19 protein-coding genes and 4 pseudogenes are annotated in these 25,736 nt (G+C 74.5%); 14 read left to right on the forward strand and 9 right to left on the reverse strand.

Annotated features, from left to right (window positions below):
- Positions 1 to 76 precede the first annotated feature (76 nt).
- The 4 genes from FHS37_RS32340 to FHS37_RS32355 are packed head-to-tail and all read left to right on the forward strand — an operon-like array spanning position 77 to position 10,127.
- Positions 77 to 3,355, forward strand: a complete 3,279-nt coding sequence (locus FHS37_RS32340) for a non-ribosomal peptide synthetase (RefSeq protein WP_184827793.1) — start codon at positions 77 to 79, stop codon at positions 3,353 to 3,355.
- Entirely contained in the window at positions 3,355 to 5,280 is a 1,926-nt protein-coding gene (locus FHS37_RS32345; RefSeq protein ID WP_184827795.1) for a non-ribosomal peptide synthetase, read from the forward strand. Before FHS37_RS32340 ends, FHS37_RS32345 begins: the two co-directional genes overlap by 1 nt.
- A gap of 40 nt (positions 5,281 to 5,320) precedes the next feature.
- A complete protein-coding gene (locus tag FHS37_RS32350; RefSeq protein WP_184827797.1) occupies positions 5,321 to 7,153 on the forward strand; it encodes a non-ribosomal peptide synthetase in 1,833 nt (610 codons plus the stop codon).
- Positions 7,143 to 10,127 (forward strand): condensation domain-containing protein, encoded by a 2,985-nt coding sequence (locus tag FHS37_RS32355; protein ID WP_184827798.1) that lies wholly within the window; start codon positions 7,143 to 7,145, stop codon positions 10,125 to 10,127. Before FHS37_RS32350 ends, FHS37_RS32355 begins: the two co-directional genes overlap by 11 nt.
- A 607-nt stretch (positions 10,128 to 10,734) precedes the next feature.
- Here FHS37_RS32355 and FHS37_RS32360 read toward each other — a convergent pair.
- A complete protein-coding gene (locus tag FHS37_RS32360) occupies positions 10,735 to 11,151 on the reverse strand; it encodes a carbohydrate-binding module family 20 domain-containing protein (protein WP_184827800.1) in 417 nt (138 codons plus the stop codon).
- Between the two features lie 816 nt (positions 11,152 to 11,967).
- Between FHS37_RS32360 and FHS37_RS32365 the strand changes: the two genes are divergently transcribed.
- On the forward strand, positions 11,968 to 12,339 hold the full coding sequence (locus FHS37_RS32365; RefSeq protein ID WP_184827802.1) for a hypothetical protein: 372 nt from the start codon (positions 11,968 to 11,970) through the stop codon (positions 12,337 to 12,339).
- On the forward strand, positions 12,336 to 12,779 hold the full coding sequence (locus tag FHS37_RS32370) for a hypothetical protein (RefSeq protein WP_184827804.1): 444 nt from the start codon (positions 12,336 to 12,338) through the stop codon (positions 12,777 to 12,779). Before FHS37_RS32365 ends, FHS37_RS32370 begins: the two co-directional genes overlap by 4 nt.
- Here the strand turns inward: FHS37_RS32370 and FHS37_RS32375 are convergent.
- The gene (locus FHS37_RS32375) at positions 12,751 to 13,119 is read right to left on the reverse strand and encodes a nuclear transport factor 2 family protein (RefSeq protein ID WP_184827806.1); all 369 of its coding nucleotides are present in this window, start codon (positions 13,117 to 13,119) and stop codon (positions 12,751 to 12,753) included. The two genes, FHS37_RS32370 and FHS37_RS32375, sit on opposite strands and share 29 nt — an antisense overlap.
- A 43-nt stretch (positions 13,120 to 13,162) precedes the next feature.
- A complete protein-coding gene (locus tag FHS37_RS32380; protein ID WP_184827808.1) occupies positions 13,163 to 13,957 on the reverse strand; it encodes an SDR family oxidoreductase in 795 nt (264 codons plus the stop codon).
- 81 nt (positions 13,958 to 14,038) lie between these two features.
- Between FHS37_RS32380 and FHS37_RS32385 the strand changes: the two genes are divergently transcribed.
- Positions 14,039 to 14,842 carry a MerR family transcriptional regulator gene (locus tag FHS37_RS32385; RefSeq protein WP_184827810.1) on the forward strand — a complete coding sequence of 268 codons (804 nt, stop codon included), beginning with the start codon at positions 14,039 to 14,041 and terminating at the stop codon, positions 14,840 to 14,842.
- 191 nt (positions 14,843 to 15,033) lie between these two features.
- A pseudogene (locus FHS37_RS41200) lies at positions 15,034 to 15,138 on the forward strand (IS481 family transposase); the annotation flags it as partial.
- On the opposite strand, the gene FHS37_RS32390 reads toward FHS37_RS41200, so the two are convergent.
- Positions 15,135 to 15,542 (reverse strand): hypothetical protein, encoded by a 408-nt coding sequence (locus FHS37_RS32390; RefSeq protein ID WP_184827812.1) that lies wholly within the window; start codon positions 15,540 to 15,542, stop codon positions 15,135 to 15,137. The pseudogene FHS37_RS41200 and the gene FHS37_RS32390 overlap by 4 nt on opposite strands.
- 205 nt (positions 15,543 to 15,747) lie before the next feature.
- On the opposite strand from FHS37_RS32390, the pseudogene FHS37_RS41360 reads away from it, so the two are divergent.
- A pseudogene (locus tag FHS37_RS41360) lies at positions 15,748 to 16,080 on the forward strand (hypothetical protein); the annotation flags it as partial.
- Between the two features lie 137 nt (positions 16,081 to 16,217).
- On the opposite strand, the gene FHS37_RS32400 reads toward FHS37_RS41360, so the two are convergent.
- Together FHS37_RS32400 and FHS37_RS40910 are read right to left on the reverse strand one after the other, a co-directional pair.
- On the reverse strand, positions 16,218 to 16,892 hold the full coding sequence (locus FHS37_RS32400; protein WP_184827816.1) for a DUF6338 family protein: 675 nt from the start codon (positions 16,890 to 16,892) through the stop codon (positions 16,218 to 16,220).
- Between the two features lie 296 nt (positions 16,893 to 17,188).
- On the reverse strand, positions 17,189 to 19,888 hold the full coding sequence (locus tag FHS37_RS40910; protein WP_184827818.1) for a CHAT domain-containing protein: 2,700 nt from the start codon (positions 19,886 to 19,888) through the stop codon (positions 17,189 to 17,191).
- 446 nt (positions 19,889 to 20,334) lie between these two features.
- On the opposite strand from FHS37_RS40910, the gene FHS37_RS32410 reads away from it, so the two are divergent.
- From FHS37_RS32410 to FHS37_RS32425, 4 genes are all read left to right on the forward strand, one after another.
- A complete protein-coding gene (locus tag FHS37_RS32410; RefSeq protein ID WP_184827843.1) occupies positions 20,335 to 20,763 on the forward strand; it encodes a phage holin family protein in 429 nt (142 codons plus the stop codon).
- Positions 20,760 to 21,242 (forward strand): DUF3618 domain-containing protein, encoded by a 483-nt coding sequence (locus FHS37_RS32415; protein ID WP_184827820.1) that lies wholly within the window; start codon positions 20,760 to 20,762, stop codon positions 21,240 to 21,242. Before FHS37_RS32410 ends, FHS37_RS32415 begins: the two co-directional genes overlap by 4 nt.
- A 5-nt stretch (positions 21,243 to 21,247) precedes the next feature.
- A complete protein-coding gene (locus FHS37_RS32420) occupies positions 21,248 to 21,484 on the forward strand; it encodes a DUF4235 domain-containing protein (RefSeq protein ID WP_184827822.1) in 237 nt (78 codons plus the stop codon).
- 112 nt (positions 21,485 to 21,596) lie between these two features.
- Positions 21,597 to 21,869: a hypothetical protein gene (locus tag FHS37_RS32425; RefSeq protein ID WP_184827824.1), complete on the forward strand. Its 273-nt coding sequence runs from the start codon at positions 21,597 to 21,599 to the stop codon at positions 21,867 to 21,869.
- A 184-nt stretch (positions 21,870 to 22,053) separates the two neighbouring features.
- Here the strand turns inward: FHS37_RS32425 and FHS37_RS41210 are convergent, their stop codons facing one another.
- Positions 22,054 to 22,440 (reverse strand): ATP-binding protein, encoded by a 387-nt coding sequence (locus FHS37_RS41210; protein ID WP_375372332.1) that lies wholly within the window; start codon positions 22,438 to 22,440, stop codon positions 22,054 to 22,056.
- 349 nt (positions 22,441 to 22,789) lie between these two features.
- On the opposite strand from FHS37_RS41210, the pseudogene FHS37_RS40170 reads away from it, so the two are divergent.
- Positions 22,790 to 22,879, forward strand: a pseudogene (locus FHS37_RS40170) (anti-anti-sigma factor); the annotation flags it as partial.
- 228 nt (positions 22,880 to 23,107) lie between these two features.
- On the opposite strand, the gene FHS37_RS32440 reads toward FHS37_RS40170, so the two are convergent.
- Together FHS37_RS32440 and FHS37_RS32445 are read right to left on the reverse strand one after the other, a co-directional pair.
- Entirely contained in the window at positions 23,108 to 24,604 is a 1,497-nt protein-coding gene (locus FHS37_RS32440) for a protein kinase domain-containing protein (protein ID WP_184827826.1), read from the reverse strand.
- Between the two features lie 306 nt (positions 24,605 to 24,910).
- Positions 24,911 to 25,641 (reverse strand): annotated as a pseudogene (locus FHS37_RS32445) (IS256 family transposase); the annotation flags it as partial.
- Positions 25,642 to 25,736 lie beyond the last annotated feature (95 nt).

Genomic DNA, 25,736 nt, shown 5'->3' on the forward strand with positions numbered 1-25,736 from the left:
GGCCGGCTCCCGCACCACCCGGGTACGACCGTGCCCGGTCGGCCCTCACCCGACCCGACAACCCCAGGGATCGCCCATGCTTCCGCTCTCCTCCTCGCAGGAGATCGTCTGGCTGCACGAACAGGTGCAGCCGGGCAGCCGCGCCTACAACTTCACCGCGGCACTCGACCTGTGGGGGCCGCTCCACGCGGACGCCCTCCGCCACGGCCTCGCCGCCACGCTCGACCGGCACGCGGGCCTCCGCCTGGAACTGGTCGCCGTCACCGGCGCCGTACCCGGCCAGCGGGTCGCCCGGGCGTGCGCGCCCCGGCTGCGGACGGTCGACCTGAGCACGCACACCGACCCGGAGGCAGCCTTCCGGGAACTGCTGCGCACCGAGGCGGAGACCCCGCTCGACACCTACGAGGCGCCGCTGCTGCGCTGGACGCTGGTGCGGCTCGGGGACGAGCACCACCGGCTCATCCACGTGGAGCACCACCTGATCCACGACGGACACTCGTTCGCGATCCTGCTCGACGACGTGTTCACCGTCTACCGGGGCCACGTCCTGGGTGAGCCGGTCGTCCTGCCGCCCGCGCCCTCCTACGCCGACCACGTCGAGGAGCGGGCCCGCAGCCGGGAGACCGGGGCGTGCCGCGCCGGGCTGGACTTCTGGACCGCCGAACTGCGCGGACTTCCCTACGACGTGCCGCTGCCGGGCCTCTCCCGTCCCGGTGCCCGGCGCCGCCACCACGGTGGTCAGCTGAGGCAGTCGATCGGCGCGGACCTGGCGGAGCGCCTGCGCGGCCACGCGCGGCTGCGCGGCCTGACCCCGTTCTCCACCCTGCTCGGCCTGTTCGCCGAACTGCTGCGGCGCCACAGCGGCCGCTCGCACCTGGTCGTCGGCACCGCGGTGGGCAACCGGCCCCGCGGGCACGAGGAGACCGTCGGCATGTTCGTCAACACCATCCCCCTGCCGCTGCGGCTGGACCCGGCCGCCCCGGCCGAGGAGACGATGGACGAGGTGACCGACGTCCTCATCCGCGCGCTGCCGCACCAGGACGTACCGGTCCAGGAACTGACCCACGCGCTCGGCCTGCACACCTCGGGCGCGGACAACCCGCTGTTCGACGTGATGTTCAGCGCCCACGACGCCGAACTGCCCGAGGTCGAAGCGCCCGGTCTGGACATCACGCTGTTCGAGGGGTTCAACACGGGCACCACCAGGTTCGACCTGGACGTGGTGCTGCTGCCGGACGACCGGCGCGGGGTCGGTCCCCGGCACGGCGGCGCCGGAATGACCCTGGTCTGGGACTACGACGCCGACATGTTCGGCGAGGACGTGGTCGAGCTGCTGGCCGGCCGGTTCCTGGACCTGCTGCGGGCCTACCTCGACGCCCCGGGCACCGCCCTGGCGGACCTGGCGCCGCCCGGGCCCGCCGACGGGCGGGCCCCCGCCGCGGCCGCCCACGGGCAGGCTGGGTCCGGGGGCGACACCGCCCCGGACCCGGGCGCGGACCCGCTCGATCCCGTCGCCGCCCACGACGCCTCTGCGCCCGCCCTGCTCATCGGCGCCCGCCGCCTGACCTACGGCGACCTCGACGCCCGGGTCACCGCCCTCGCGGAACGCCTGCTGGCCGCCGGGGTGCGGGCCGGCCAGCCGGTGGCGTCCGTGCTGCCGCGCGGCGCCGACGCGGTCGTGGTGCTGCTGGCCTGCCTGCGCACCGGGGCGGTCCACTGCCCGCTGTCGCCGTCGGACCCGCCCGCCCGCCTGGAACTGCTGCTGAGCCGTCTGACCCCGGCCCTCGTCCTCACCTCGGCCGACCACCCCGTCACGGTGCCCGGCGGTCTGCCGACCGCCGCGGTGGACGCGCCGGAGCTGCCGAAGGCGCACGCGGCGCCCGTGGTGCCGGGCGCCGCGTACGTCATCCACACCTCCGGGTCGACCGGCGTCCCCAAGGCCGTCGCCGTCGGGCGCGCGGCACTCGAGAACCATCTGACCGGGGTGGCCGGGCGGTTCGGGCTGCGGCGCGACGACCGGGTCCTGCTGTTCGCCCAGCCGGTGTTCGACGTGGCCCTGGAGGAGATCCTGCCCTCCCTGTACGCGGGGGCGTGCCTCGTCGTCCCCGGGCACGAGGTGCCGACCGGCACCGAGCTGGCCGAGCTGCTGGCCGACGCGCGCGTCACCGTGGCCAACCTGCCCACCAGCTACTTCCTCGCCGTGCGGGAGGAGCTGCGGCCCGTCCTGCGCGACGGCCGCTGGACGCCGCGCCTGCTCGTGCTCGGCGGCGAACGCCTTCCGGCCGAGGCGCTGCGCGCCTTCCTGGCGGACACCGACGCGACGGTGCTCAACGCCTACGGCGTCACCGAAGCGGCCGTCACCACCACCGTCCACCGCATCGCGCCGGAAGCCCCGGCCGACGGGGCGGAGGTCCCGCTCGGGACCGAGCTGCCCGGCGAACGCGTCCACGTCCTGGACGAGCACCGCCGTCCCCTGCCGGACGGTGCGGTGGGTGAGCTGGCGATCGCCGGGGCCGGGCTCGCCGAGGGGTACGTGGGCGACCCGGAGACCACGGCCACCCGGTTCACGCGTCTCGACGCGCTCGGCGGTGAGCGGGTCTACCTGACCGGTGACCTGGGCTACCGGGGTCTGGACGGGTCGCTCTACTTCCTCGGCCGCCGGGACAACCAGGTCAAGCTGCGCGGGTACCGGATCGAACTGGAGGAGATCGAGGCGGCCGCCTCGGCCGCGCTGGGCGGCCGGCCCTGTGCCGTCGTGCTGGACCGCGAGGCCGTCGGCGGGCCCCGGCTGGTCGGCTTCGTGGAGTGCCCCGGCGAGGGCGGCGCGTGGGACGAGCGGGCGCTGCGCGCGCGGCTCGGGCTGCGGCTGCCGGCCGCCCTGGTACCGGAGCGGTGGGTGCGCCTGGACACGATGCCCGTGCTGGCCGGCGGCAAGCCGGACCGTACGGCGCTCGCCCGGGAGGCCGCGGAGCTCGGCACGGCCGGCGAGGCCGGTCCGGGCGGTGCGGTGCGGACCACGGACGGCCCCGGTCCGGGCGGTGCGGCGCGTTCCCGGGGCGAGGCCCCGCGGGGCGGCGGGGGCCGCACCGGGACGGTTCCGGCCGACCCGGTGACCGCGCTGCTCACCGACGGCTGGCGCGCGGTGCTGGGCCACGACGACTTCGACGAGCGCACCGACTTCTTCCGGGCCGGAGGCCACTCGCTGCGCGCCGCGCAACTGGCGGCCTGGCTGGAGCCCCGGCTCGGCCACCGTCCGCCGATGCGGCTGTTCTTCCGCCACCCGGTGCTCGCCGACCAGGCCGGCGCGCTCGCCGCCGCCCCTTCCGCCGCCACCGTCCCCTCCAGGGAGTCCTGATGACCCGCCCGACCGCCTCCCCCGGCACCCGGCCGACGGTGCCTGCCGTCCCCACCCCCGCCTCCCCGGGCGACGACGCGCTCAGCGTCGCGCGCGGTCCCGCGCCCCGCGAGGGCGCCACGGCCGGGACGCTCGCCCTGTTCGAGGACTGGGCACGCCGCACCCCGGACGCCCCCGCCGTGATCGACGGCGGCCGCACCTGGACGTACCGGCAGATCGACGCCGCCGCCGACGAGGCCGTGGCCGCGCTGCGCGACCGGGTCGGGGCGGGCGACCTCGTCGGTGTCTGCCTGGACCGTTCCGCCGCGCTCGTCGTGACGGCCGTGGCGGTCGCCAGGCTGGGCGCGGTGTACCTGCCGCTGGGGCCCCGCCCCGGCGAACGGCGCGTCGACGCCGTCACCGAGGACCTGGACGTCACCTGCCTGATCGGTGCCCCCGCCGTGCTCCCCGCCCGGCACCGGGCGGCCGAGCACATCCCCCTGGTCCTGCCGGACGGCGGGGCCAACGCGGCCGGAGCGGTGGTGGCGGCGTTCGCCCCGTCCCGTCCCGGTGCGCTCCGCGCGCCTCACGAGGCGTTCTACGCGGTGCTGACGTCCGGCTCCACCGGCCGTCCCAAGGCCGTCGTCGTCGCCGAGCCGGCCCTCGGCACCCTGCTCGGCTGGTACCGCGCCGAGACCGGTCTCGCGCCCGGTGACCGGCAGTCCCTGCTCATCGGCGTCGCGTTCGACCCGCACCTGCTGGAGCTGTGGGCGGGACTGACGTCGGGCGCGGCGCTCGTGCCCGCGCCCGACGACGTCCGCTGGGACACCGGGGCGCTCACCTCCTGGTGGCGCGAGGCCGCCGTGTCCGTGGCGGTGGCCGCCACCCCCATGGTCGAGCCGCTGCTGGAGCAGCCCTGGCCGCACGGCCTGGTGCTGCGCCATCTCGTCGTCGGCGGCGACCGGATGCGCCGCCGCCCGGGCGCCGACGTGACCGCGACCGTCCACAACGCCTACGGCCCCGCGGAAGCCACCGTCGTCACCACCACGTACGCCATGCGCGCCGCGGACGCCGGGGCGGAAGGTCCCGGGGCGCCGCCGATCGGCGGCCCCGTGCCCGGCGTGACGGTCGTCGTCACCGGCCCCGACGGCCGCCCCGTGGCGCGGGGCGAGGAGGGCGAACTCCGCATCGGCGGCAGCGGCCTGGCGCTCGGGTACGTGGACCCCGAGCTGACCGCGCGCCGCTTCACCGTCCCCGCACCCGGTGTGGCCCTCCCGGGAGTGGACCGGCTCTACAGAACCGGCGACCGGGTACGGATGCGGCGGGACGGGACGCTGGAGTTCCTCGGCCGTCTCGACGACCAGGTGAAGATCAGCGGTGTACGGATCGAGCCCGCCGAGGTCGAGGCCGCGCTGGAGAAGGACCCGGCCGTACTCGGCGCCGTGGTCACCGCACCCCGCGGCCCCGACGGCACCGTCCGCCTGGTGGCGTACGTCCGCCTCGCGCCCGGTGCCTCCGCCTCCGGGCAGGCGCTGCTGGCGGGGGCGCGGGCGTGGCTTCCCGAACAGGCCGTGCCCTCGGCCGTGCGGATCGTCGACGCCTTCCCGCTGGACGCCAACGGCAAGGTCGACCGGGCCGGGCTGACGCGCGAGGCGGCCGCCCCGGACGCCGGTGGCCGCGCCGACGTGCCGGACGGCGCCACACCGGGCGAGCGGGTCGTCCTGGACGCCGTGCGCGATCTCCTCGCCAGGCCCGCGACGGTGCTGACCGACGACTTCACGATGATCGGCGGCACGTCGATCGTCGCCGCCCGGCTGCTGACCGTCATCGAGCAGCGAAGCGGCGTCCGCCTGCGTGCGCCGGAACTCCTGCGCCAGCCGGACCTGCGCGCCGTCGCCGCTCTCGTCGACCGCCGCCGCGGGGCCGCGCGAGGGCCGGGAGCCTGAGATGACCACCCGCACCCACACCGCTCTTGGAGAAGGACCCATGCCCTCCCGACACGTGCGGGCCGCCTCCGGCGGCCCCAGGCCGGCACCCGCCTCCGGGCTGCCCGCCCTCGTGGCGTGGCACGCCGGACGAACGCCGGACGCCCTCGCCGTGGTCGACGGTGACACCACCCTCACCTACGCCCGGCTCGTCTCCTCGGCCCGGGCCCTCGCCGCCCACCTGCGCGCGCACGGTGTCCGGCCGGGCGACCGCGTGGCGCTGCTGATGCCGCGCTCGGCGCGCACCGTCGTCGCCCAGCTCGCCCTGTGGTGGGCCGGCGCCACCTGCGTACCGCTCGACCCGGCGCACCCGCGCCCCCGCTCCGAGGCGATGACCGCCGACGCGGGAGCCACGCTGACCGTCGGCGAGCGCAAGCTCCTCGAAGCGGCGGCCCTCACCGGTCCGGTCCTCGCGCTGCCGGAGGAGGCACCGCTGCCGGACTCCTTCGCACCCGTGCCCGAACCCGGTCCCGACGCCGCGGCGTTCATCATGTTCACCTCCGGCTCGACCGGGCGTCCCAAGGGCGTGTCGGTGCCGCACCGGGCCGTGGCCGAGCTGGTGTCCGAGCCCGCCTACGTCACCCTCACCGCCCGTGACCGGGTGCTCTTCCACTCCCCCATGACCTTCGACGCGTCGACGTTCGAGGTGTGGGGGGCCCTCGCCAACGGGGCCGCCGTGGTGGTCTGCACCGTCGACCGGCCCTCGCTCGAGGACCTGGCCCGGCACGTGGAGCGCCACGGCGTCACCGTCGCGTTCCTCACGACGGCGCTCTTCCACCGGCTCGCCGCCCGGCGGTCCCGCGTGTTCGCGGTGCTCCGCGCGGTCGTGGTGGGCGGGGAGGCACTGTCCGCACAGCACGCCGGTCAGGTGCTGGAGGCGTTCCCGTGGCTGGAGCTGGTCAACGGGTACGGACCCACGGAGACCACCACGTTCGCCACGGCGCACCGGGTCAGCGGCGCGGACCGCGAGGGCCCGGTGCCGATCGGCCGGCCCATCGCGGGTGCGACCGCACACGTCCTGGACGACGGCGGCAGGCCCGTCGCGGACGGTGCGCGAGGTGAGCTGTGGATCGGCGGCAGCCGATTGGCGCACGGGTACGCCGGGCGTCCCGACCTGACCGCCGAGCGCTTCGTCGACCATCCGGAGCTGGGACGCCTGTACCGCACCGGCGACCTCGTCTCCGTCCGCCCGGACGGCGTCCTGGACTTCCACGGGCGGACCGACGACCAGGTGAAGGTGCGCGGCTTCCGCGTCGAACCGGGGGAGGTCGAGCACGTCCTGCGCCGGCAGCCCGACGTGGACGACGCGGCCGTCACCGTGCACCGGCCCGGCCCGGACGACGCCCGCCTCGTCGCGTTCGTGGTGGCGGCGCCCGGTCCCGTGCCCCCGCCCGGCGCGCTGCGCGACCGCCTCGCCGCGGTCCTGCCCGCCCACCTCGTCCCCGACGAGGTGACGGTCGTCGGCAGCCTTCCGCTGACCCCGTCCGGAAAGATCGACCGCCGCGCCCTCGCCGACCTCGGCGGGCAGGAGGGAGCGGTCGCTCCGGCCGCTCCCCTGACGCCCCTGGAGCAGGCGGTCGCCGGGATATGGAGCCGTGCCCTGGGCCGCGGGATCACCCGGCCCGACGCCGACTTCCTCGACCAGGGCGGGCACTCGCTGCTCGCCCTGGTCGTCACCGACGACCTGCGGGAGGAACTCGGTGTCGACATGGCGCTCGCCGACTTCTTCGCCGCCCCCACGGTGGCCGCCCAGGCCGCCCTGGTCGAGCAGGCCCTGCTCGCCGCCCACGACGATCTGCGCCCCGGCACCGAGGAGCACCGCGATGGCCGCTGAGACCCCGGGGGCCACGGCCGTGGCCCTTCAGCGGGAACTGCTGCGCCGGGCCCGCGAACGTGCCGCGAGCCGTCCCGGTGGGTCCTCCGGAGACGCCGGCGCCCCCGGAGACGCCCACCGGGGTCCCGCACCGCTGTCCCACGCCCAGCGCCGCATGTGGCTCATGGACCGGCTCGGTCACGGCGGGGCCTCCTACAGCGTGCCCTTCGCCACCCGGCTGCGCGGTCCACTGGACCTCGACGCGCTGCGGACCGCGCTGACCGCCCTCGTGCACCGCCACGAGATCCTGCGCACGCGGTACGGGCAGCGGGACGGGGAACCCTTCCAGGAGGTTCTCCCGGCGCCACGAACGCTCGACGCGCGTGTCGTGGAGACGGACCCGGAGCACGCCCACGGCCTGCTGGTCGAGGAGGCCCACCGGCCGTTCGACCTGTCCGCCGGGCCCCTGCCGCGGGTCCTGGTGCTGCGGCACGGCGCGGAGGACCACACGGTCCTGCTGACGTTCCACCACATCGCGGTCGACGGCGCCTCACTGGAGATCATCGCCCGGGAGGTGGCCGGACTCTACGCGACCGCCGCCGGCCGTCCCACGGGCGCCACCGGCGCCGCGCATCCGCAACCGGTCACGCGGCCCCTCCGCTACGCGGACTTCGCGCGCCGTGAACACGCGGCGGCCGACCGGTTCGAGGAGGGGCTGCGCCACTGGACCGGCCGCCTCGAGGGGGCCGCGCCGCCCCCGCTGCCCCGCCCCGTGCGCCCGCCCGCCGACGTCGGCGTCCGGTCCGCCGGCGTCCGTACCGTGCCGCTCGGGTCCCGGGTGCCGGAGGACCTGCGGGCGCTCGGCGCGTCGTGCCGGGCCACCCTGTTCACCACGGTCCTCGCCGCGGCCTTCGCCGCCCTGCACCGCTTCACCGGCGAGGACGACCTGCTCATCGGTGTGGCGAGCACCCACCGCAGGGGGGCGGACATGCGCGGCCTGGTCGGCCTGTGCGTCAACACCCTCCCGGTGCGCGTCGACACGTCCGGCGACCCGGCCTTCACCGTCCTGGTGGAGCGGGTGCGGGACGCGCTGCTGGAGGCCCAGCGCCACCGTGACGTGCCGTTCGACCTCGTCGTGGAGCGCCTCGGCGGCGCCGCCCGTGCCGCCGACGGGACGGCACTGGTCCGGGTGACCAGCGACGTCGTGGCGGAGCCCACGGTGCTGCGGCTGCCCGGCACCCGGGGCGAGCACGTGGACGTCGGTGTCGGCGAGGCCAAGTTCGACCTGTCGTTCGGCCTGCTCGACACGGGCGGTCCCGCCGCACTCGTCCAGTACGGCCGCGCCGTGCTGGACGAGGCGACGGCCGCCTCGCTGGCCGACGGCTTCGCCGAACTCCTCACCACGGTCGCTTCCGACCCCGGGGCGCGCCTGTCCCGGCTCCCCGTCCGGGCCCACGCCCAGTCCCCCACCCCGGCGCGGGGTGCGGGCCGGCCGGCCGGGGGGGACCACGCACCCGTCAGGGGCGGGCATCCGGCGGAGACGCTGCTGCTCGCGCACCCGCGGGTGGCGGAGGCCGTCGTCGTCGAACCGGACGGCGGACCGCTCCTGGCGTACGCCGTACTGCGCGGTGTCGCGGGCCCTTCGCGCGCCGACCTGCGGTCGGCCCTGCGGGCGTCGCTCCCCCCGGAGTCGGTGCCCGTGGCCGTGACCCTGCTGGACGCCATGCCGCGTACGGCCCGGGGCGCCACCGACACGTCGCGGCTGCCGGGCCTGCCGCCCGTCCCCGCCCCGGCGGGTCCGCTCGGGGAGGCCGTGACGGAGGCGTTCGCGGCGTTGCTGGACTGCCCGGTGCCGGGGCCCGACGACGACTTCTTCGACCTCGGCGGCCACTCGCTGACCGCGGTCCGGCTCGCCGAGCGGCTGCGGGCCGCGCTGAAGCTTCCGCTGACGGGGCTGGACATCCTCCAGGCCCGTACACCCCGGGCTCTGGCCGCCCTGCTGCAGGAACGGGCCGCGCAGCGGGCCACAGCGGCCGCGCCCACCCGCCCGGCGCGTTCCCGGGGCGTGTGTGAGGGGACGGTCCTGGTCACCGGCGCGACCGGTGGCGTCGGCGCCTTCGTCCTGCGGGAACTGGCCGCGCGGGGACGTCCCGTGCTCGCCCTGGCCCGGCCCGAGTCCGCGCACCTGGTAGACGGGGAGGGGGTGGACGTCGTCGAAGGCGACCTCGCCGACCTGGACGGTCTGCGCGCGGCGGTCGCGAGCGCCGACGCGGTGATCCACGCCGCGTGCACCTTCGTCCGTCCCGAGGTGGACGTGGCGGCCATGAGGGCGATGGTGGAAGCCTGGCGGCGCGGTCCGTTCGTCTTCGTCAGCAGCGTCGACGCCTACGGGCATCCCGCCGAGGACCTGGTGGCGGAGGGGGCACCGTCACGGCAGCCGCTGAGCCCGTACGGCCGGGCCAAGCTGGACTGCGAGCGGATACTGCTGGAAGCGGCCGGCACCGGGGGCCGGGGCGGCGCGAGCGCCGTACGCTCCCCTTTGGTGTGGGGCCCGCACCAGCGGCTGCGCGACCAGCTGCGCTGGGGGGCGACCGGTGTGCTCTACCAAGCCGTGCGGCAGGGACGGCCGGTCGGTCTGCCGGGGCCGGGGGCCCGCGGCCACGCCTGGTACGGAGCGCCCTGGGTGCACGCGGCCGCCCTGGCGCGGGCCGTGACCTCGTGCCTCGACGCGCCCGTGCACGGGGTGGCGAACGCCGTCGGCGGCCATGTGTCCTGGCACGACCTCACTGCACGGCTGGTCGAGCTGCTGCACCCCGGCGGTGCGGGAACCGGGGACGGTGTCGTCGGGGCGGTCCTTGAGACGGACGACGTGCATCCGGACCTCGACCACCACTGGCGGTACCGGGCCGATCGGCTGGCTCCGTCCCTGCGGGAGCGACCGGGCGAGGACTGGCGCACCGTCCTGGCGGAGATGGCCGGCACGTCCGGCGTCTGACGTCACCCGCACGGTCCGAACGTCCCATCGGATGCGCGGACCGTGCGGTGACCGTCCGTCCCCGGGCAAGTGCCTCTTCCGGTTCCGCCGACCGGACGTCGGGCCGTACACCCTGCACGACCATCACGGCGGACTGCGGCTGGAGCACTGACAGCCACCGCCGTGGAGGCCGGACGCGAAGGGCTCCGCGCCCGGCGGGCAGCGGTGGTGCCGGGCCGGGGCAGCGCGGTGAATTCCCGGCGTGAGGCCGTGCGGGCCTGGGGAGAAGCTGCCGGTGGAGGAGCCGGGCGGGTTCGCTGTGCCCGCACCGCAGCAGGCTGGTACCGGACGGCGGCTCAGGGGCATGCCCATCGGTCACGGGACGACGCTCTCGCTGATGTCGGTGCGCCGCTCGCGGTCGGACCGGGCGTCGGCATGTGTCATCGGCAGCCGGGCGGGGCGGCGCGCTGAGCAAGGCGCGCCTCCTCGGCGGACGGTTGCCCGGCGCGGTGGTCTCGTGATGCAGGACGGTGGCGGTCTCGGCCGGCGAGGGCCGGACGCGGGCGGCCGCATCGTGTCCCACGAGGGGCCGGGCGGTCCGACCGCCCGGCCCCTCGTCGTCAGACGATCAGTTGCGGAAGTTCTCGTGAGTAATGTAGGTGCCGGTCGGCGGGGTGACCGTGCTGCGGTTGAGGCCGCTCTCCCAGACGACGGGGGCGTTGTTGCCCTTGATGATGTACTTGTACTCCACAGGGGTGTTCGCCGGGAGGACGACGGTGGCCGACCAGGTCGGGTAGGCGGCCGAGGAGAGCGGCACCGCCTTGTCCGGGTCCCACGAGCCGAGTTCCGGCCGGTCGCCGGTGACGTAGACCTGCTGGCCCCACTGGGTGTACGTGGTGACGTTGAACGTCGCCACGACGGAGTTCCCAGCCACTCGTGCGGACGGTACGGCCGATGCCTGCGGGGCCGCGAGCAACCCGAGGAGCAGGGCGCACACGGCTGCCAGCCCCAGGCGCAGGCGATCTTGCGGACGGCTGCGGTTCATGAGGAACGTCCTTCCATGGGACGAGGGGACGGTCTGCCAGGGCCCTGACGAACGCCATCCTTATGATCTCCGCATGCCTTGCGCAAGTGAATGAAAGAGTTTTCAGACATAGTGGAACAGTCAAGAATATGGGCCGTTCACATGGCTGTTTCTGAGATGAAAGGTTTGCAGAGCTCCTACGCGAATGTCGCCACCGCACATCTGCCGGTGCGTTCCTCGTGTGCCACCTACCCCTGACAAGTCGATCAGCCGGAGCAATGAGGCGCTCCCCTCGCCCGTTGCTGTCCGGCGCACCGCACATGTCCTGATCCGGACACGACAGGGCTTGGCCACTCGGCCCGGTCCCGACCGAAGGCAGGGCTGGGCGGTCCCGCCCCCCCTCCCGGTGCACCGTCTCACCGTCGCACGAGGTCGTCGCAGCACCACTGCCCGAGGGGTGCGCCGAGACTGCGGGAGACGCGGCCTCCCTCGGAGGCCACCAGCGGGTCGATGAGCTGCGCCGCCTCGGGTCGGTGGGCACATCGTTCACACGAGCCTCTCTCCGCGCCGGGTTCCGGCCTCGGGGGCGAAACCGCACGCACCGAAGTGCCGTCCCGGATCAGGCGACTTCGGCGTTGGGGTGTCTCAAGGGCGGAGGGCCGACGCCTCCAGGGCACCGGTCACGGTGTCGTAGCTGCGCAGGGTGGTGAGCCGGACCGGCAGCGGCGCACGCCTGCGCGGTGACCACTGAACCGGCTCCTCGCTTCCTGAGCTGGGACGGGGTGGACCCCACGGCGCGTCGGCGGTACAGGTGGTTCACTCGCTCGGACCGGCCAGGTGTGTGCCTCGCCGCCCGGATGTCCCTTCGCCGACCCGGCGACGAGCGCCTGGAGCCACGGCGAGGCCGAACTGTGGGCCGACGCCATGGCGCACGCCCTTGTCCAGCACTACGGGCGTCGGACGGTGGGCCGGCGCTGGGCCCACGACGAAGGGCACTTCGACGGAGGGCCGGCGGGGAACCGGCGCTGCCCGCGGGACTCGCTCACCACCCCGGAGGAGACGCTCGCCCGCGTCGCCGCCCTGTGCGAGTGGCGCGGATGGCTGGAGAGCCTCACCGGGTGGTTCGAGTCGCACCCGCTGGAGCCGGCCGACCTCGGGACCAGCGGACCCCGTGGGAGCGCGCCGCCCGGAATCCGACCCTGCGGGTGACCGACCGTACTGGCTGCGGCAACGGCTGGCACGGGCATCGCCGCCAGGTGCTCATGTGGTTCCTCGGCCGCCGGGGAATCGCACCCGACACCGCGCAGGACCTGGTCGACCAGGCGATCGGCGGGCGGTTCCTGAGCCGGACCGACCCGGACGTGGTGCTGGTCGAGGACGTCGCGGAGCGGCTCGCGCTGTCGTTGCGGCCGGACGCCGGCACACGCTCCGTCGAGCCCATGCCGGACCACCTGGAGCGCCGGCAGACACCTGACCGTCCGACGGCGGCGGGGCAGGGGTGTGCCACGCACAGCCGGCATCACGGCAGGGGCTGCGGCTCCGGACTCCCGGCAGAGGGAGCGGGCAGCCGTCGTCCGCCGGCGGGACGCGTCCCGCCGGCGGACGAGAGGGGTCTCCGGGTCACCCGGGAGACGGCTGTGCGGGGCTGATGACGAGTGTGGTGATGCGCGCGTCGTCGATCGTGAAGCCGTACTTGAGGTCAGCGACGCCGCCGGGGAAGTCTCCCTCGAGGCGCTGGGTCACATTCCAGTGCTCCCTGCTGCGCCGGACGGCGGCGGTGGGAGTGGTCGTGTAGGTGTACTCGGCCGAGGAGCGGCTGAGCCAGCCGCGGATTTCCTCGCGGCCGCGGTACGTGCTGCCGTCGTCCACGACCACCGCGGCCGGGGTGAAGCACTCGGCCGCTGCCGGAACGTCGCCCCGGGCATGCGCGTCGAGGTAGGCCTGGACGACACCTGGCAGGCGTCCGGGGTCGGGCGGGGGCACAGCCATCTCTCTCCTCGTCACTGTGGGGTCGCCGCCGGTGTGGGCGGGCCTAGATGGTGGGGACGGTGCCGCCGTCGATCGTGTACTCGGCGCCGGTGATGGCACTGGCCCGGTCGGAGACGAGGAAGGCGACGAGCTCGGCCACCTCCTCGGGGCGCGCGGGGCGGCCGAGGGGTATTCCGCCGAGGTCCGCCAGCACCTGCTTCCAGGCTGCTGCGTGGTCCATGGCCCGGGATCGGGCGATGCGGGCGACGAGGGCCGTAGCCGCTTCGGTCTCGATCGCGCCCGGAGAGACGACGTTGACGCGCACTCCGTGAGGGGCCAGCTCACGGGCGAGCCCCTTGCTGTAGGTGGTCAGCGCCGCCTTGGCGGCAGCGTAGCCGAGCGTGGCGTCGAAGAGCGGCAGCCGACGCTGGATGGACGACACGTGGATGACGGCGCCGTGGCCGGCCCGGCGCATCGCCGGCAGCAGCGCGCGGTCCAGGCGGACCGCAGCCAGCAGGTTGAGGGCGAGTTCGTCCTGCCAGTGCTCTTCGGTGAGGGCGGCGAACCCTCCAGCGGGCGAGTGGGATCCGCCGAGGGTGTGCACGAGGACGTCGAGGGTCCCGAACTGCTCGCGAACGGCGGTGACGACCGTGTCGATGCCCTCGGGCGACGTCAAGTCGGCAGCGACGAAGGAGTGTCCGGGGGCGGCGTCCGCAGGCGCTGTGCGCGCCGTGGCGAGCACTGTGGCACCGGCCGCGCGAAGACGTGCCGCGATCGCGGCGCCGGTGCCTCTGCCTGCGCCGGTGACGAGGGCGAGACGCCCCTCGGAATCGGGGGAAGGGGGTGCCGTGCTGGTCATGCACGTGAGCGTGCACCCTCCCTCAGGGGGAGGGGCAAGTTCTTTGACCCTCCCCCTGAGGGAGGGTGCACAGTAGGACGCGTGCTGACGATCGGCGAATTCGCACAGATGACCCACCTGAGCGTCCGGACTCTGCGCCGCTACCACGAGGCGGGGCTGCTGGAGCCGGCCCACGTCGACCCGTCGAGCGGCTACCGGTACTACGACGCCGCCCAGATCCCCACCGCGCAGGTGATCTCCAGGCTGCGGGAGCTCGATGTGCCGCTCGCGGACGTCCGGCAGATCCTCCTCACACAGGACCCGGCCGCACGCGCAGTGCTCGTGGCCGAACACCTCCAACGGCTGGAGGAGCAGCTGGCGCGCACCCGGGCGGCCGTCGCCTCCCTGCAGCGGCTGCTGCGTCCGGAGCCGGCCGATGCCGCCGTCGAGCTGCGGCAGGTGCCCGCACGGCTCGTGGCCGCGGTGGAGGCCACCGTCGCCCACGCGGACGTGCTCGCCTGGTACGCGGGCGCGATGGCCGAGCTCGACACGGTCGTCCGAGAGCCGGTGGGGCCTGCCGGCGGGCTCTACGACAACGCGCTGTTCACCCAAGGGCGGGGGAACGTCCTCGTGCACGTCCCGATCGCCGCGCCCGTACCGGCCGTGGGGCGGGTCCGCAGCACCGAGCTGCCGGAGGCGGAACTCGCGGTCTCGGTTCATACGGGTGCCCATGACACGATCGACGTGACCTACGGCGAGCTCGGCAGGTGGGTGGCCGACCACGCTCTCGCCGTGGCCGGTCCGGTGTACGAGAGCTACCTCGTCGGCCCGCGCGACACCCCCGTTGCGGCCCACTGGCGGACGGAGATCGGCTGGCCGGTGTTCCGCGTCACCGGCGCAGTGTGAACGGCCGCCGTTCACACCTCCGGTGAACCCCGGGCGCGTGCGGTGGACCCGCTCTTGGGCGAGGTGCCGGGTGTCGAGTCGGCGGCCCGGTCGGCCAGGGTCCCGCCGGGGGACGGGGCGGAGGCGCCGGGGGCGGGCCGGTCCACGCCGATGAGCCGGATCCCGGCCGGAAGGAGCCGCGCCGGCCTCTGACTCAGTCAGGAGCGGACTTCCCGCACGCCTACGACCACCGCCGCTGCCGCACCGCACTCGGCGGCCGGCCACCCGTCAGCCGCGTCGACGACGCTTCGGGTCAATCCGCCTGGACCGGTCGCCCGTGCCGTGTCACCAAGGTCGTCACGGAGGAAACAACGGCGGTCACGGCGAGGCTGCCGATCATGACCATCCCCACGCCGACCACGAAGAGGCCGCTGCCGTCGTCCGACCAGTCCAGGAAGGCAGCAGCGGTCAGGCCGGTCGTGGTGCCGGCCACCGCGCCCGCGGCGTGGTTCCGGAACACCGCCCAGCACACCGGCGCCAGCAGGGTCAACACCAGCCCGATCACCTGCCACGCCTCGTACGGACCGGTCGACGAGCCGTCGGGGTGCACGTCACGGTGTTGGTCCCAGCCCAGCCACACGGCCCACATCACCGACGCCGTCACGGCCGGCACGAGGGTCGACGTCAACCGGGGAAGCAGTTTCACGAGTCCTTGATGCATGCCTCGAGCGTCCCGCCGCACGCCGCCGTCGGACAGCGCACGCGTACTCAGATCCATCCGAGTACGTGAGATCGGGGAGACGGACCGCGTGCTCACCCCTCGGTGGCACCCCCATGGGTCTCGTCACCCCGTGGGGGGTGGGTTGTGGGCCGTGGAGGGTGCCGTCGTGGAGCCGTGGTGAAGAGCACGTCGGCTCGTCGTCCGCGCCCCGCTGGACGCCGCCGCCACCGACCTGGTCCGCGTCACCGGATGCCGCTGGAAGACCGAGGAGTGCTTCCGGAGCGCGAAGAACGAGTGCGGCCTGGACCAGTACGGGGTCCGCCGCTGCGTGGGCTGGTACCGGCACAGCACACGCGCCGTGTCCGCCCACGCCTTCCTCGCGGTGACGGCCGCGCAGGAGCGCGGAAAAGGGATGCCCAGGGCGACGTACCCGGCCTCGTGGACCTCACCCGTGCCGAACCCCCGCTGCGTCCCCACCACCAGGCCGTCGACCGGGGGGACGCGGAAGTCCGGCCGGAGTGTCAACACCAACAGGTGACCTCGTTGCAGCACGGCACCTGCTGCCGTGCCGGCGGCCCCGACGGGGCGCACGTACTCGGCAGTGACAGCAGGAAGACGACCGCCGCGAGGAACTCCACGAAAAGTATGAACTTGCGCATCGGCGCTTCCCTCCGCTCACCCCGGCCCCGCCGTCGGTGGCGGCCCTGTCTCGATCAGCCGTACGAGCGCGCCGGGCACGATGACCGTCGCCGCCGCCGAGGCCCGCCGCTCACCGCCCTTCGGCGTCAGGGCGATGGGCCTGCTCAGCGCGATGTCCCGCATCCCGGTGTCGGCGTCACGGGAGACCCGTTCGAAGTAGCCCTCGACCCGCAGCCCGTCCTGGAGGTGCACGGCGACGAACCGCCGCGTCTCCACCCGCGCCCCGTGCTCGTCCTTCCCGTGGCACGGGGACGTGAGCACCCCGTGCCACACCGTTCCCGGCCGTGCCCGGTTCTTCGTCGCGTACGCGGTGCGGCCTCCCAGGACGTGTCCGAGCCCCGCGCACAGCGCCGCGCTGAGTCCGAGCACCAGTGCCCCCGTGGCCAGCGCGGCCCACGGGTGCGCGACGAGCGCGCGCCGCCCCGTCACCAACTGCTCCAAGGACAGCAGCGCGCTCCACACCTCGGCCAGCGCGAACACGCCGAGCGCGGCGGCGAGCGTGCTGGACGCCCCCACGGCCACCATCTCGGCTACCTCACGCCCGGGGCTGAGCGCCTCTCGCGGTGTACGCCGTTCGTAGCCGAAGAGGTACAGGTAGCCGGGGGTGGCGGCGAGCAGCACCGCGAGCAGACCTACCAGCGTGCCGGGCACGGGCCACGTCCGTGGAAGGAGCACGAGACATGCCCGGACGGCACGGGGACACGCGGCGGCTCACAGGGGCGAGGAGAACGGCTCCGGCAGTTCCAACTCCTCATCGCCCTCGGACTGCAGCTCCTCGTCTCCCTCGGACCACCTGGACAGATCGTGACCACGGGTCGTCTCGTCCTGATCAGGCGCCCCCGACCCGGTCCACTCCTCCGGCTCTTCCCCTTCCCCCCGTACGACACGCTGCACACCATCGTCATCACGGGTGTCCCCCATCTCTCTCCCCTCCCCGGCTGCCGGGCCTACCGGCAGCCGAACCCCGTCAGCCCGGCCCAGTTGTGCCGTGCCGGACGTCCGTCGTCGAGCAGGTCGCAGGCCGCCGCGCGCGCTGCCCGCAGAGGGCTCGCGCCGCCCAGGCGGTGCCGGTGCCAGGCGAGGCCGAAGGCGCGGGCGGACCGGTCCCCGACCGGCGCCGGGCTGCCCAGGACGAACGCGGCCCCGGCCTCCTGGAAGACGTGCGCGAGCGTGATCGCGTCGTCGCCGACGACCCGGACCCGGCCCTCGGCCCGTACCGTGCCGCCGGGCCGCAGCGCGCCGGAACACACCGAGAGGACGACTTCGTCGTACCGCACGCGCCGCACGGCGAGCTGTGCCACGGCTAATCTGCCGTCGGCCAGGTGGAGGCTCGCGTCGTACGGGTCGTCACCGGCCGCGGTGGCGTGGCACGACAGGTGCAGGACGGTGCCGGGGCCGCCCTGGCGGTCCAGCAGGCCGAGCAAGGTCCGTACGTCCGCCCGCGCCCCGGTGGCGGTACGCGACAGTAGCCGCCCGCTCCCGTACAGGCGCTCCAGGTCGCGCAACTCGCCGTCGATTTCTTCCAGTGGGCCGAGTCCCGGGTGCTTCGGCCGGTCGGGGACGCCGAAGAGGGAGGCGCGCACCGAGCGGGCCGGGGGCCGGTCCAGCGCCGGCAGGCTGGTCAGGTTGGGCAGGACGCCGACGGCCGTGTGCCGGACGAGCGGCCGGCCCAGGGCGGTGAGCAGTTGCCAGGGCAACCCGTGCAGGTCGGCGTGCGGCACCACGAGGAGCGTGTCGGCGTCGAGGGCGGCCTCCACGAGCCGCCGGGGCACCAGGTCCTCGAGGGCCACTCCGAAGGCGAGGGAGAAGTCGAGCGGCGTGCGGTCGACGTCGGCACCCGCGTTCTTCCGCAGCACCTTCCCGTACGCCTCGAGGGCCCGCACCACCACGCCGGACAGCACCTGGGCGCCGACCTCGATCCCGTCAGGACTGACGACGACGGCCACGACTCGCCCCTGCCTGCGGTACAGGGACAGCGCGGCCCGCCGACCGCGCCCGCCAGGAACGCCGGGACCGCCGGGAAAGCGCCACACGCGCTCCGCCACCACCCCCACCGCCTCCTCCAGGTCCACCGGCGCGCCCTCGGTCACAGCTCGCCAGCGCGGGTCGTCACGGCGGATGCGCTCCACGAGCCGCCTGCGCCGCGTGCGCAGTTCCCGGGCACCGGCGGCGCGCGCGGCGGCGTCCGGCCCGGGCCCGCCCTTCACGTCGCCGTACTCCAAAGCGTTGAGCTCCGCCGTCACCTCGGCCAGTTCGCACTCGTCGGCGGTGGGCGCGTCCGCTCCGGGCACCGGGAGCAGCGCGAGGCGGGCGGCGAAGGAGCGGGCCTTGAGCATGTCGACGAGCCCGAGCGCGGCGGGTGCGTCCCGCCGTTCGACGGCGAGGTCCAGGGCCTCGTGCAGGACGGGCAAGCGCTCGACGAGGTACGAGTTGTCCCAGCGCAGCCCGGTGGAGACGCGGCGGCGCCGGTCGACGATCCGCACGGCCTCGCCGTACGCCGCCTGCGCCGACGCGAACCGTTCGGCCGACCGCAGCAGCCGCGCCCGCTCGGCGTGCAGCTTCCATTCCAGCTCCGGCTGCGGCAGGCCGGCGGCCACGGAGAGGCCGGAGGCGCACCACGCCAGGGCCTTCTCGGAGTCGTCGGTGACGCGGGCACGTAACAGGCAGTACGCGGTGCGGCGGAAGGCGAGGGCGCCCTCGGGATATCCGGGCGGCAGCTCGGCCGGTCCCTCGGAGGGCCCGGAAACCCCGGAGGTCCCGGAGTCGTCGAAGACCGGCGCGAGGGCGTCCAACAGCTTCCCCGCCGTCCCCGCGTCCCCCTGCCTCCAGGCCAGCGAGGCGAGCTGGAGATCCGCGAACGGCCCCGTTTCCCGCCGCAGTTCGCGGTAGAGGCGCTCGGCCTCCGCGTACTGCCACGTGTCGCCGAGCAGCCCTGCCTTCAGGTCGAGCAGCCGCTGGAAGAAATGGAACCGCTGCTCCGCCTCCACGGCCCGCGCAAGGTCACGTACCGGCCGCTCAAGGCCGCCCTCCAGACGCACCCTCCCCTCGCCCGGCCGCTGTGTCCCCAGCCACTCCTCGAACCCCTCCAGCAGGAGCAGCGCCTTGTCGTGGTCCCCCAGTTCCCTGAGCAGCCTCGCGTGCGTGAGCCGCACGCCCACGGCCGCGAGGCGCCGGCCCCGGGCGCACAGCAGGCCGTCGGCGCGGACGAGCAGGTCCATGGCCCGTGCGATGTGCCCCTCGGCGAAAAGGTGCTCGGCGTGCCCGCTCGCCCAGTGCTCCGCCCGCTCCACGTCGGACAGGTGACGCCCGGCCAGCGCCTCGCCACGCACCCGCAGCGCCCGTGCCTCGCGCACCTGACCGGCGACGGCATGGTGGTCGGCGGCGACGTGGTGCTGCTGCACCAACGGCACCGCGATCTTCACGACGGGCACGGGCGCCGGGGCGGGGCCGGGCCCCGGCGACCGCTCGTCCCACCGCTCCAGGTGGGCGGGCAGGGCTTCCTCGATCAGCGGGATCGCGGCATCGGCGTACGCGTGGAAGTCCGTGAGCCGCTGGGTGCGCAGCCAGAGAAGACCCGCCTCGACCACCTGATCCGTACGGGTGGCCAGGCGTGTCCACTCCTGGGTGTGGTCGTTGTCCCACGGCACAGGTGCATGCTGGCACAGCGACGCGCCTGGCGACGGCCCTGTGCCCCCGCACGCCGGGTGCGCGCACTCCGCGCCCACCTGTACCTACGCCCCGCGCCCCTCTGGCCGGGCCCGCGCCCGGCGCCCGGGCGACTCGGCCGGGTACGGCACGGACGACGCCCCGGCCTACCCGCGTCCTGCTCCGCGCCGTTGGACCGCATCTCGGCAACAGGCGACGTAACCCTGCAGCAGCACCTGTTCACCCGTGTCGAGGCGGCGGCCCGGGAGGCCGGGCACGGCGGGGTGCTGGATGCGATCGGCGGAAGCCAGTGGGCCCCTCGGTCACGTCACCCGCCCTGAACTCGCCTGTTCGGGGTACTCGTGCCGTCATCGGACAGGACCGGGCACATGACTGGGCCCGGTCCTGCGGGAACTCGGAGAGATGGGAGGTGACCTCCGTGTCGAGCATGCAGTCACACCGTGCCGGATCCGTCCCGGACACCGGCCGCTCCGGCCAGGAGCCGGTGAGCGAGCTGGTGCAGCGGGCCTCGCAACAGCTGACCGAGCTGGTGCGCGGCGAACTGCGCCTGGCCCAGGCGGAGATGAAGCAAAAGGGCAAGCGCTACGGCAAGGGCGGTGGCCTGTTCGGTGGCGCCGGCGTCGTCGGTTTCCTCATGGCGCAGGCACTGGTCGCCAGCGTGATCGCCGCACTGGCGGTGGCGCTGCCGGTGTGGGCAGCTGGTCTGATCGTCACAGCGGTGCTGGGTGTGATCGCCGCGGTGATGGTCATGAGTGGGAAGAAGCAGGTCGACCGGGCCTCGCCGCTCACGCCCGAGCAGACGGTCGAGAACGTGAAGGCCGATGTGGCCGAGATCAAGGAGAGTGCGCACCGATGACCCAGCCGCCCCACGACGAGCCCACCGCCTCCAGCCCTCAGGAACTGCGCGAGCAGGTCGAGCGGACCCGCACCGAGCTCGGGAAGACAGTCGAGGTGCTCGCGGCGAAGACCGACATCAGGGCTCGCGCCCAGGAGAAGGCCGCCGAGGTCAGGGAACAGGCTGCGGCGAAGGCCGGCGAGTTGAGGGGGCAAGCCGCGCTCAAGGGCGGAGAGCTGAAGGAGAAGGCCGCCGACCTGGCTCGTCAGACGCAGGAAAGGCTGCCCGATCCGGTCAAGGACAAGGCCGTCCGGGCCGCCGAGCAGGCCCGGGCGAAGGCGGCCCAGGCCGGTCGGATGTGGCAGGACAAGGCACCCGAGCCGGTGCGGCAGAAGACCGCCCGAGGGGCGCAACTGGCGCGTGACAACCGCAAGGCGCTGCTGACGGCAGCGGGCGCGGCGGTCGTGGTGTGGCTGGCTTGCCGCCGTCGGAAGGGGTGAGCCGGGTGAGGGCGTCGAGGACCGCCCACAAGCCGGTCGGTCCGGTGCTCGGTGCCGTCAGCGGCACCGCCCCGGAAGCGCTGTCCCGACGGACGTGGTGGACGTCCGGCCGCGACGAGGACATCCCGAACACCACCGGCGAAGACCCCTCCTGGCGCGGGGCCCTCCTCGCCGTCGCACTCCGGGGCGCGCCCCTCACCGGGGTCGAAGCGGCCGTCGACCGCGTCCGCGGCACCGCCTGATCCGAACCCGCCCGGCTGACGGGCACGAGGAGGCGGGAGGGCCGGCAGAACACGCATACCGGCCGGCCCTCCCGTCTTCCGACCAGCACTCCCACGAAGGACCCTTCGAGTCATGTCCGATCAGCATGCGGCTGCCGCGCTGACCGCTGCAGCAGTCATCGCCGCGATCCTGGTCGCCCGGGCGGTCGTCCTCCGCCAGGGCGACCGGAGGCGTGTCGCCCGTGAAGCACACCCGGTGCGCGGTCACACCGCACCGTGCACCGACGAGGCCGCATCATCCGCGGCCGCGCTCCCGGACGCCGCCTCCCGCGCCGTGCGAGAGGCTGAACAGCACGTCCACCACTGCTGGCAGCAGTTCCGAACGCGGGTCGACCCGCCCGAGTGACCTGCGTGGGAGGGGCGAGACGGGGGCTCGCACGCCTGCTGCCGCGTCCGTTCGCCGGCCGCTCGCTGCCGTGCAGCCCCGAGGTCGGGGGCGACGCCTTCCGGGGTGCGGGCGAAGAGCGAGAGCGGGCATCGCGGAGCCTGGGGCAGACCTGTCTCCCGCGCGGTGCGCAGGCGCACGGGTGTCACGCCTGCGGCAGCAGTCCCCGGTCAGGCAGTACGGGGCGTGCCGGGTCGGTTCGGTTCGCAAGAGCCTTCGCCGCCCTCCGCCTGCACGGGTCCCGTCCGGCGATGCGGCGGCCCTGATCGTCCGTCAGGGCGATGGGGGCGGTGCCGCGTCTGCCGACCGGCTCCAGCCGTACCTCGAAGTCTTGGGCGACGGCCCTGACGATCTCCAGCCCGTGCCGTCCCACCCGCCCGACGTCCGCGGCCCTGACGGCCGGCAGCACCGGTTCGGAGTCCCCCACCGCCACCTCGACCGCGTCGCCGACGAGGCGCGGGTCCGACGGTGCCGGTCCGGACGCGTACTTGCGGGCGTTGGTGACCAGCTCACCGACCACCGGCTGCGTCACGTCCGGGGCGCGCTGCGAGACGGGCAGGCCGTACTCGGCCTGCCCGCGGGTGGGGAAGCGACAGCCGGGCGACGTCCGCGCCGCCGCCGTCCGGAGCCACCGTTGCCCGTACGGCCCGCTCGTACGGCAGGGTGCCGTCCCCGCCCGCGGCCACCGGATCCATCGCGTCCACCCCCGCACCCCGTACCCGCCCCGGCTCCTGCCGTGGCGGCCGCCACCGCTGACGGCATCCGTGTGCTGACCCTGGCCGGGGAGATCGACCACCACACCGGTGATCGGCCAGGCAGACCCCGGACGCCTCCGGCACCCCCGCCCGCGCGTCGTGGCGGACATGCGCGGCGTCGCCTTCATGGACTCCAGCGGCATCGACGTCCTCGTCACCGCCCACCGGGCCGTCACCGCGGCCGACGGCCGACTGTGCCTGGCCGGCCCCACCGGCTCCGTCCTACGGTTCCTACGGCACACCGGTGTCGACGGCCTCGTCGACTGCCGCCCCACCCCCGCCAAGCCTCGTCCCCTGACCGCTCCCCCGTCGTTCACCGGCCCAGCCCGCCGGACGGCGCCCACCGGCAAGGCGTGCGACACGCTTCAGCCGCTGCCCGGCCCTCCCGGACGGCCGCCAAGCGGCCGGTCCCGTTCGCCGGGCCTCCGTCCCAGTGGCGGGGCCTCAGTCCGACTCGGCCGTCTTTCCCTTGCCCTTCTGCGCCTTCCTTTCTTCCTTCTGCGCCTCCTTCTGCGCTCCTTCCCGGCCCCTCTCAGCCGTTTCGGGCCTGCCGGGTCGTTCGCCGGGGGTCTTCGCCCTGTTCCCCTTCTCCGTAACGGAGGGGTTCGTGGTCAGGCCTTCCCGAGCACCGTCCGGGTGGGAGTGGGGCGTTGAGGCTTCGGTGCCGTGGGGGGCGGTGTCGGCGGCTGGATTCCGGATCGGGTCAGCCGGAGCGGATCGAGGGCTTCGCTCCGAGGAGGCGTCACGGGGCGGCTCGGCCAAGGCGTCGGGGATGGATGACGACGGAGCCACGGATGTCGCGCCATTCCCTTCGGCCGCGGTGTGCGGCGGGTCGGCCGGTGCGGAGGTGCGGCCGGCAGCCCGTGTCTCCTTCTCGCCGCTTCCTCGGTCTGAGGGACCGTCGGGGAGGGCGAGGACAGTGGTCAGCACGGCAGCGAGCGCGGCAGTGCCACCGGCGATGAGGGTGCGGCGCCGTGCGGCGGCGGCTTTCGGCCCGGTCGCGCTGCCGGCGGGCAACGGGCTCGGGTGCGTGGGCTCGGCGTCCCGCACCGGTCCCCGACCCGGCGCGACGCTCGTGGCGCGGGGCGCGGAGGGAACGGGTACGGAATCCGCCGTGCGGGCGAGGGCGGTCAGTGTCCGGGCGCACTCGTGTGCCGTAGGTCGTTCCCGCTCGTCCAGGGCGGTCATGTTCCGCAGCAGGGTCGCGAAGTCCTCCGGCAGGGAGTCGGGCAGTGCGGGCCGGCGATGGAGTCGTGCGATCGCGGCCTCGAGGGGGCCTCCGCCGTATTCGAGCCTGCCCGTGAGGCACTCGAGGAGTACGAGACCGAGGGCGTAGATGTCGGCGGGCAGGCTGACGGACCGGCCGAGCACTTGCTCGGGGGACAGGTAGGCGGCGGTGCCGATGAGTGTGCCGGTGGCGGTACGGGTGGTGGCGTCGAGCAGTCGGGAGATACCGAAGTCGGTCAGGTGGGGGTGCCCGGATGCGTCCAGGATGATGTTGGACGGCTTCACATCGCGGTGGACGATCCCCGCTTCATGCGCGTGGGCCAAGGCCTCGGCGAGATCGGTGCCGAGTGCGGCCGTCTCCTCGGAGGACAGAGGACCTCCGGCGATGCGGCCCTTCAGCGTGGGGCCTTCGACCAGTTGCATGACCAGGTAGGCGCGGCCGTTGTGCCGTCCGGCGTCGTAGGCGGTGACCAGCCCGGGGTGCTGCAGTCTAGCCAGAATGACCGCTTCGCTCCGGAAACGTTCCTCCATGTCGGTGTCGGCTCCGGGCCGGAAGACCTTGACAGCCACCGGTCGCCTCAGACGCAGGTCGAAGCCGCGGTGGACGTCGGCGGCACCGCCCGAGCCGATGAGTGCGTCCAGACGGTACCGTCCGGCCAGCACTTCGGCGTAACACCGGGCGGTCAGTGCCGAAGCCGACTCGCGGAGCCTCATTCCATCTCCCACTGCTTCGAAGAGGTGTCCGTACAGGCGCTCGTCGCCGACGGGATTCCGGACACGCGTACCCGTGAGAGGCCGGGCTACCCCAACGGGCCGGAGGGCGCCGTCCGTACGCCCGGAGTCCGGGCAAGCGGCCGGTGGAGCCCTTGCGGCCGACACCGCCGTCGGCCCGGGCACCGATCCCACCGGCGGAGTCGACAAGCCCGTACGAAACCATTGGTCACAGCTGCGAAGACCTCGTCCGGTGCCGTCAGTCGGGACGACCCCGCCGCCGCGCAGGAGGAAACCGCGGGAAGCCCTTCACCCAGCGCTCCTGGCAACGGCAGCGGGCCGGCGGGAGAAGCGGCCGTCGAAGGTGACGTCGAAGGCGTTCAAGGCGGTCTTCAGCACATGGTCCAGCGGCCCTGGCCCTTGCCGGTGGGGTCGAGCGGCATGACCGCCATGCAGGCGTACCTCAACGCGGCCTGCTCGTCGGGAAAGTGTCCGCGGGCCTTGGCCGCCCGCCGGATCCGCGCGTTCACCGACTCGATCGCGTTCGTCGTGCAGACGATCCGGCGGATCCCGGCGTCGAAGCGGAGGAACGGGGTGAGTTCCCCCAGGCGTTCTCCCACGGTTTCAGGACCGCCGGATGCTTCCGGCCCCAGGCGTCGGCGAACTCGGCGAACCGTTCCGGGGCGTCCTCCTCGGTCGGTGCGGTGCAGACGGGCTCGAGGAGGCGGGCGATCTTGTCCCGGTCCTGGCGGGCGGCACGGCGGAAGGAGTTCCGCAGCGGGTGCACCACGCAGGTCTGCACGATGGTGCGGGGCCAGACCGTCTCCCCCGCCCCGGGCAGGCCCTCGAGCCCGTCGCAGACCAGCACGAGCACGACGTTCACGCCGCGCTCCTCGGTCCAGGTCGAGGACGTGCAGCCGGTGCTCGACGACCCCGCCGCCGTCGCCGGTCCACAGTTCGAGGATCTCGCGCCGGCCCTCGGTGGTGACGGCCAGGGCCGCACAGGTCGGCCGGCCGGTGACCGCACCGTCGCGGATCTTGGTTCTGTCGACGATCTTGTGATCCGGTGCGGAGGGTGTCACCGTGCGAGCAAAACGCGTTTGCGAAGGAGATCGAGGCTGGCACGGCCGAACAT

The organism is Streptomyces griseomycini (genome assembly GCF_014203535.1).
GTDB lineage: Bacteria > Actinomycetota > Actinomycetes > Streptomycetales > Streptomycetaceae > Streptomyces > Streptomyces griseomycini.

Coding starts and splice junctions, on each gene's coding strand:
- FHS37_RS32410 (WP_184827843.1), top strand. CDS start 20,335: ATGCAGTCACACCGTGCCGGATCCGTCCCGGACACCGGCCGCTCCGGC.
- FHS37_RS32345 (WP_184827795.1), top strand. CDS start 3,355: ATGACCCGCCCGACCGCCTCCCCCGGCACCCGGCCGACGGTGCCTGCC.
- FHS37_RS32340 (WP_184827793.1), top strand. CDS start 77: ATGCTTCCGCTCTCCTCCTCGCAGGAGATCGTCTGGCTGCACGAACAG.
- FHS37_RS32440 (WP_184827826.1), bottom strand. CDS start 24,604: ATGAGGCTCCGCGAGTCGGCTTCGGCACTGACCGCCCGGTGTTACGCC.
- FHS37_RS32425 (WP_184827824.1), top strand. CDS start 21,597: ATGTCCGATCAGCATGCGGCTGCCGCGCTGACCGCTGCAGCAGTCATC.
- FHS37_RS32355 (WP_184827798.1), top strand. CDS start 7,143: ATGGCCGCTGAGACCCCGGGGGCCACGGCCGTGGCCCTTCAGCGGGAA.
- FHS37_RS32375 (WP_184827806.1), bottom strand. CDS start 13,119: ATGGCTGTGCCCCCGCCCGACCCCGGACGCCTGCCAGGTGTCGTCCAG.
- FHS37_RS32415 (WP_184827820.1), top strand. CDS start 20,760: ATGACCCAGCCGCCCCACGACGAGCCCACCGCCTCCAGCCCTCAGGAA.
- FHS37_RS32390 (WP_184827812.1), bottom strand. CDS start 15,542: ATGCATCAAGGACTCGTGAAACTGCTTCCCCGGTTGACGTCGACCCTC.
- FHS37_RS32350 (WP_184827797.1), top strand. CDS start 5,321: ATGCCCTCCCGACACGTGCGGGCCGCCTCCGGCGGCCCCAGGCCGGCA.
- FHS37_RS32360 (WP_184827800.1), bottom strand. CDS start 11,151: ATGAACCGCAGCCGTCCGCAAGATCGCCTGCGCCTGGGGCTGGCAGCC.
- FHS37_RS32380 (WP_184827808.1), bottom strand. CDS start 13,957: ATGACCAGCACGGCACCCCCTTCCCCCGATTCCGAGGGGCGTCTCGCC.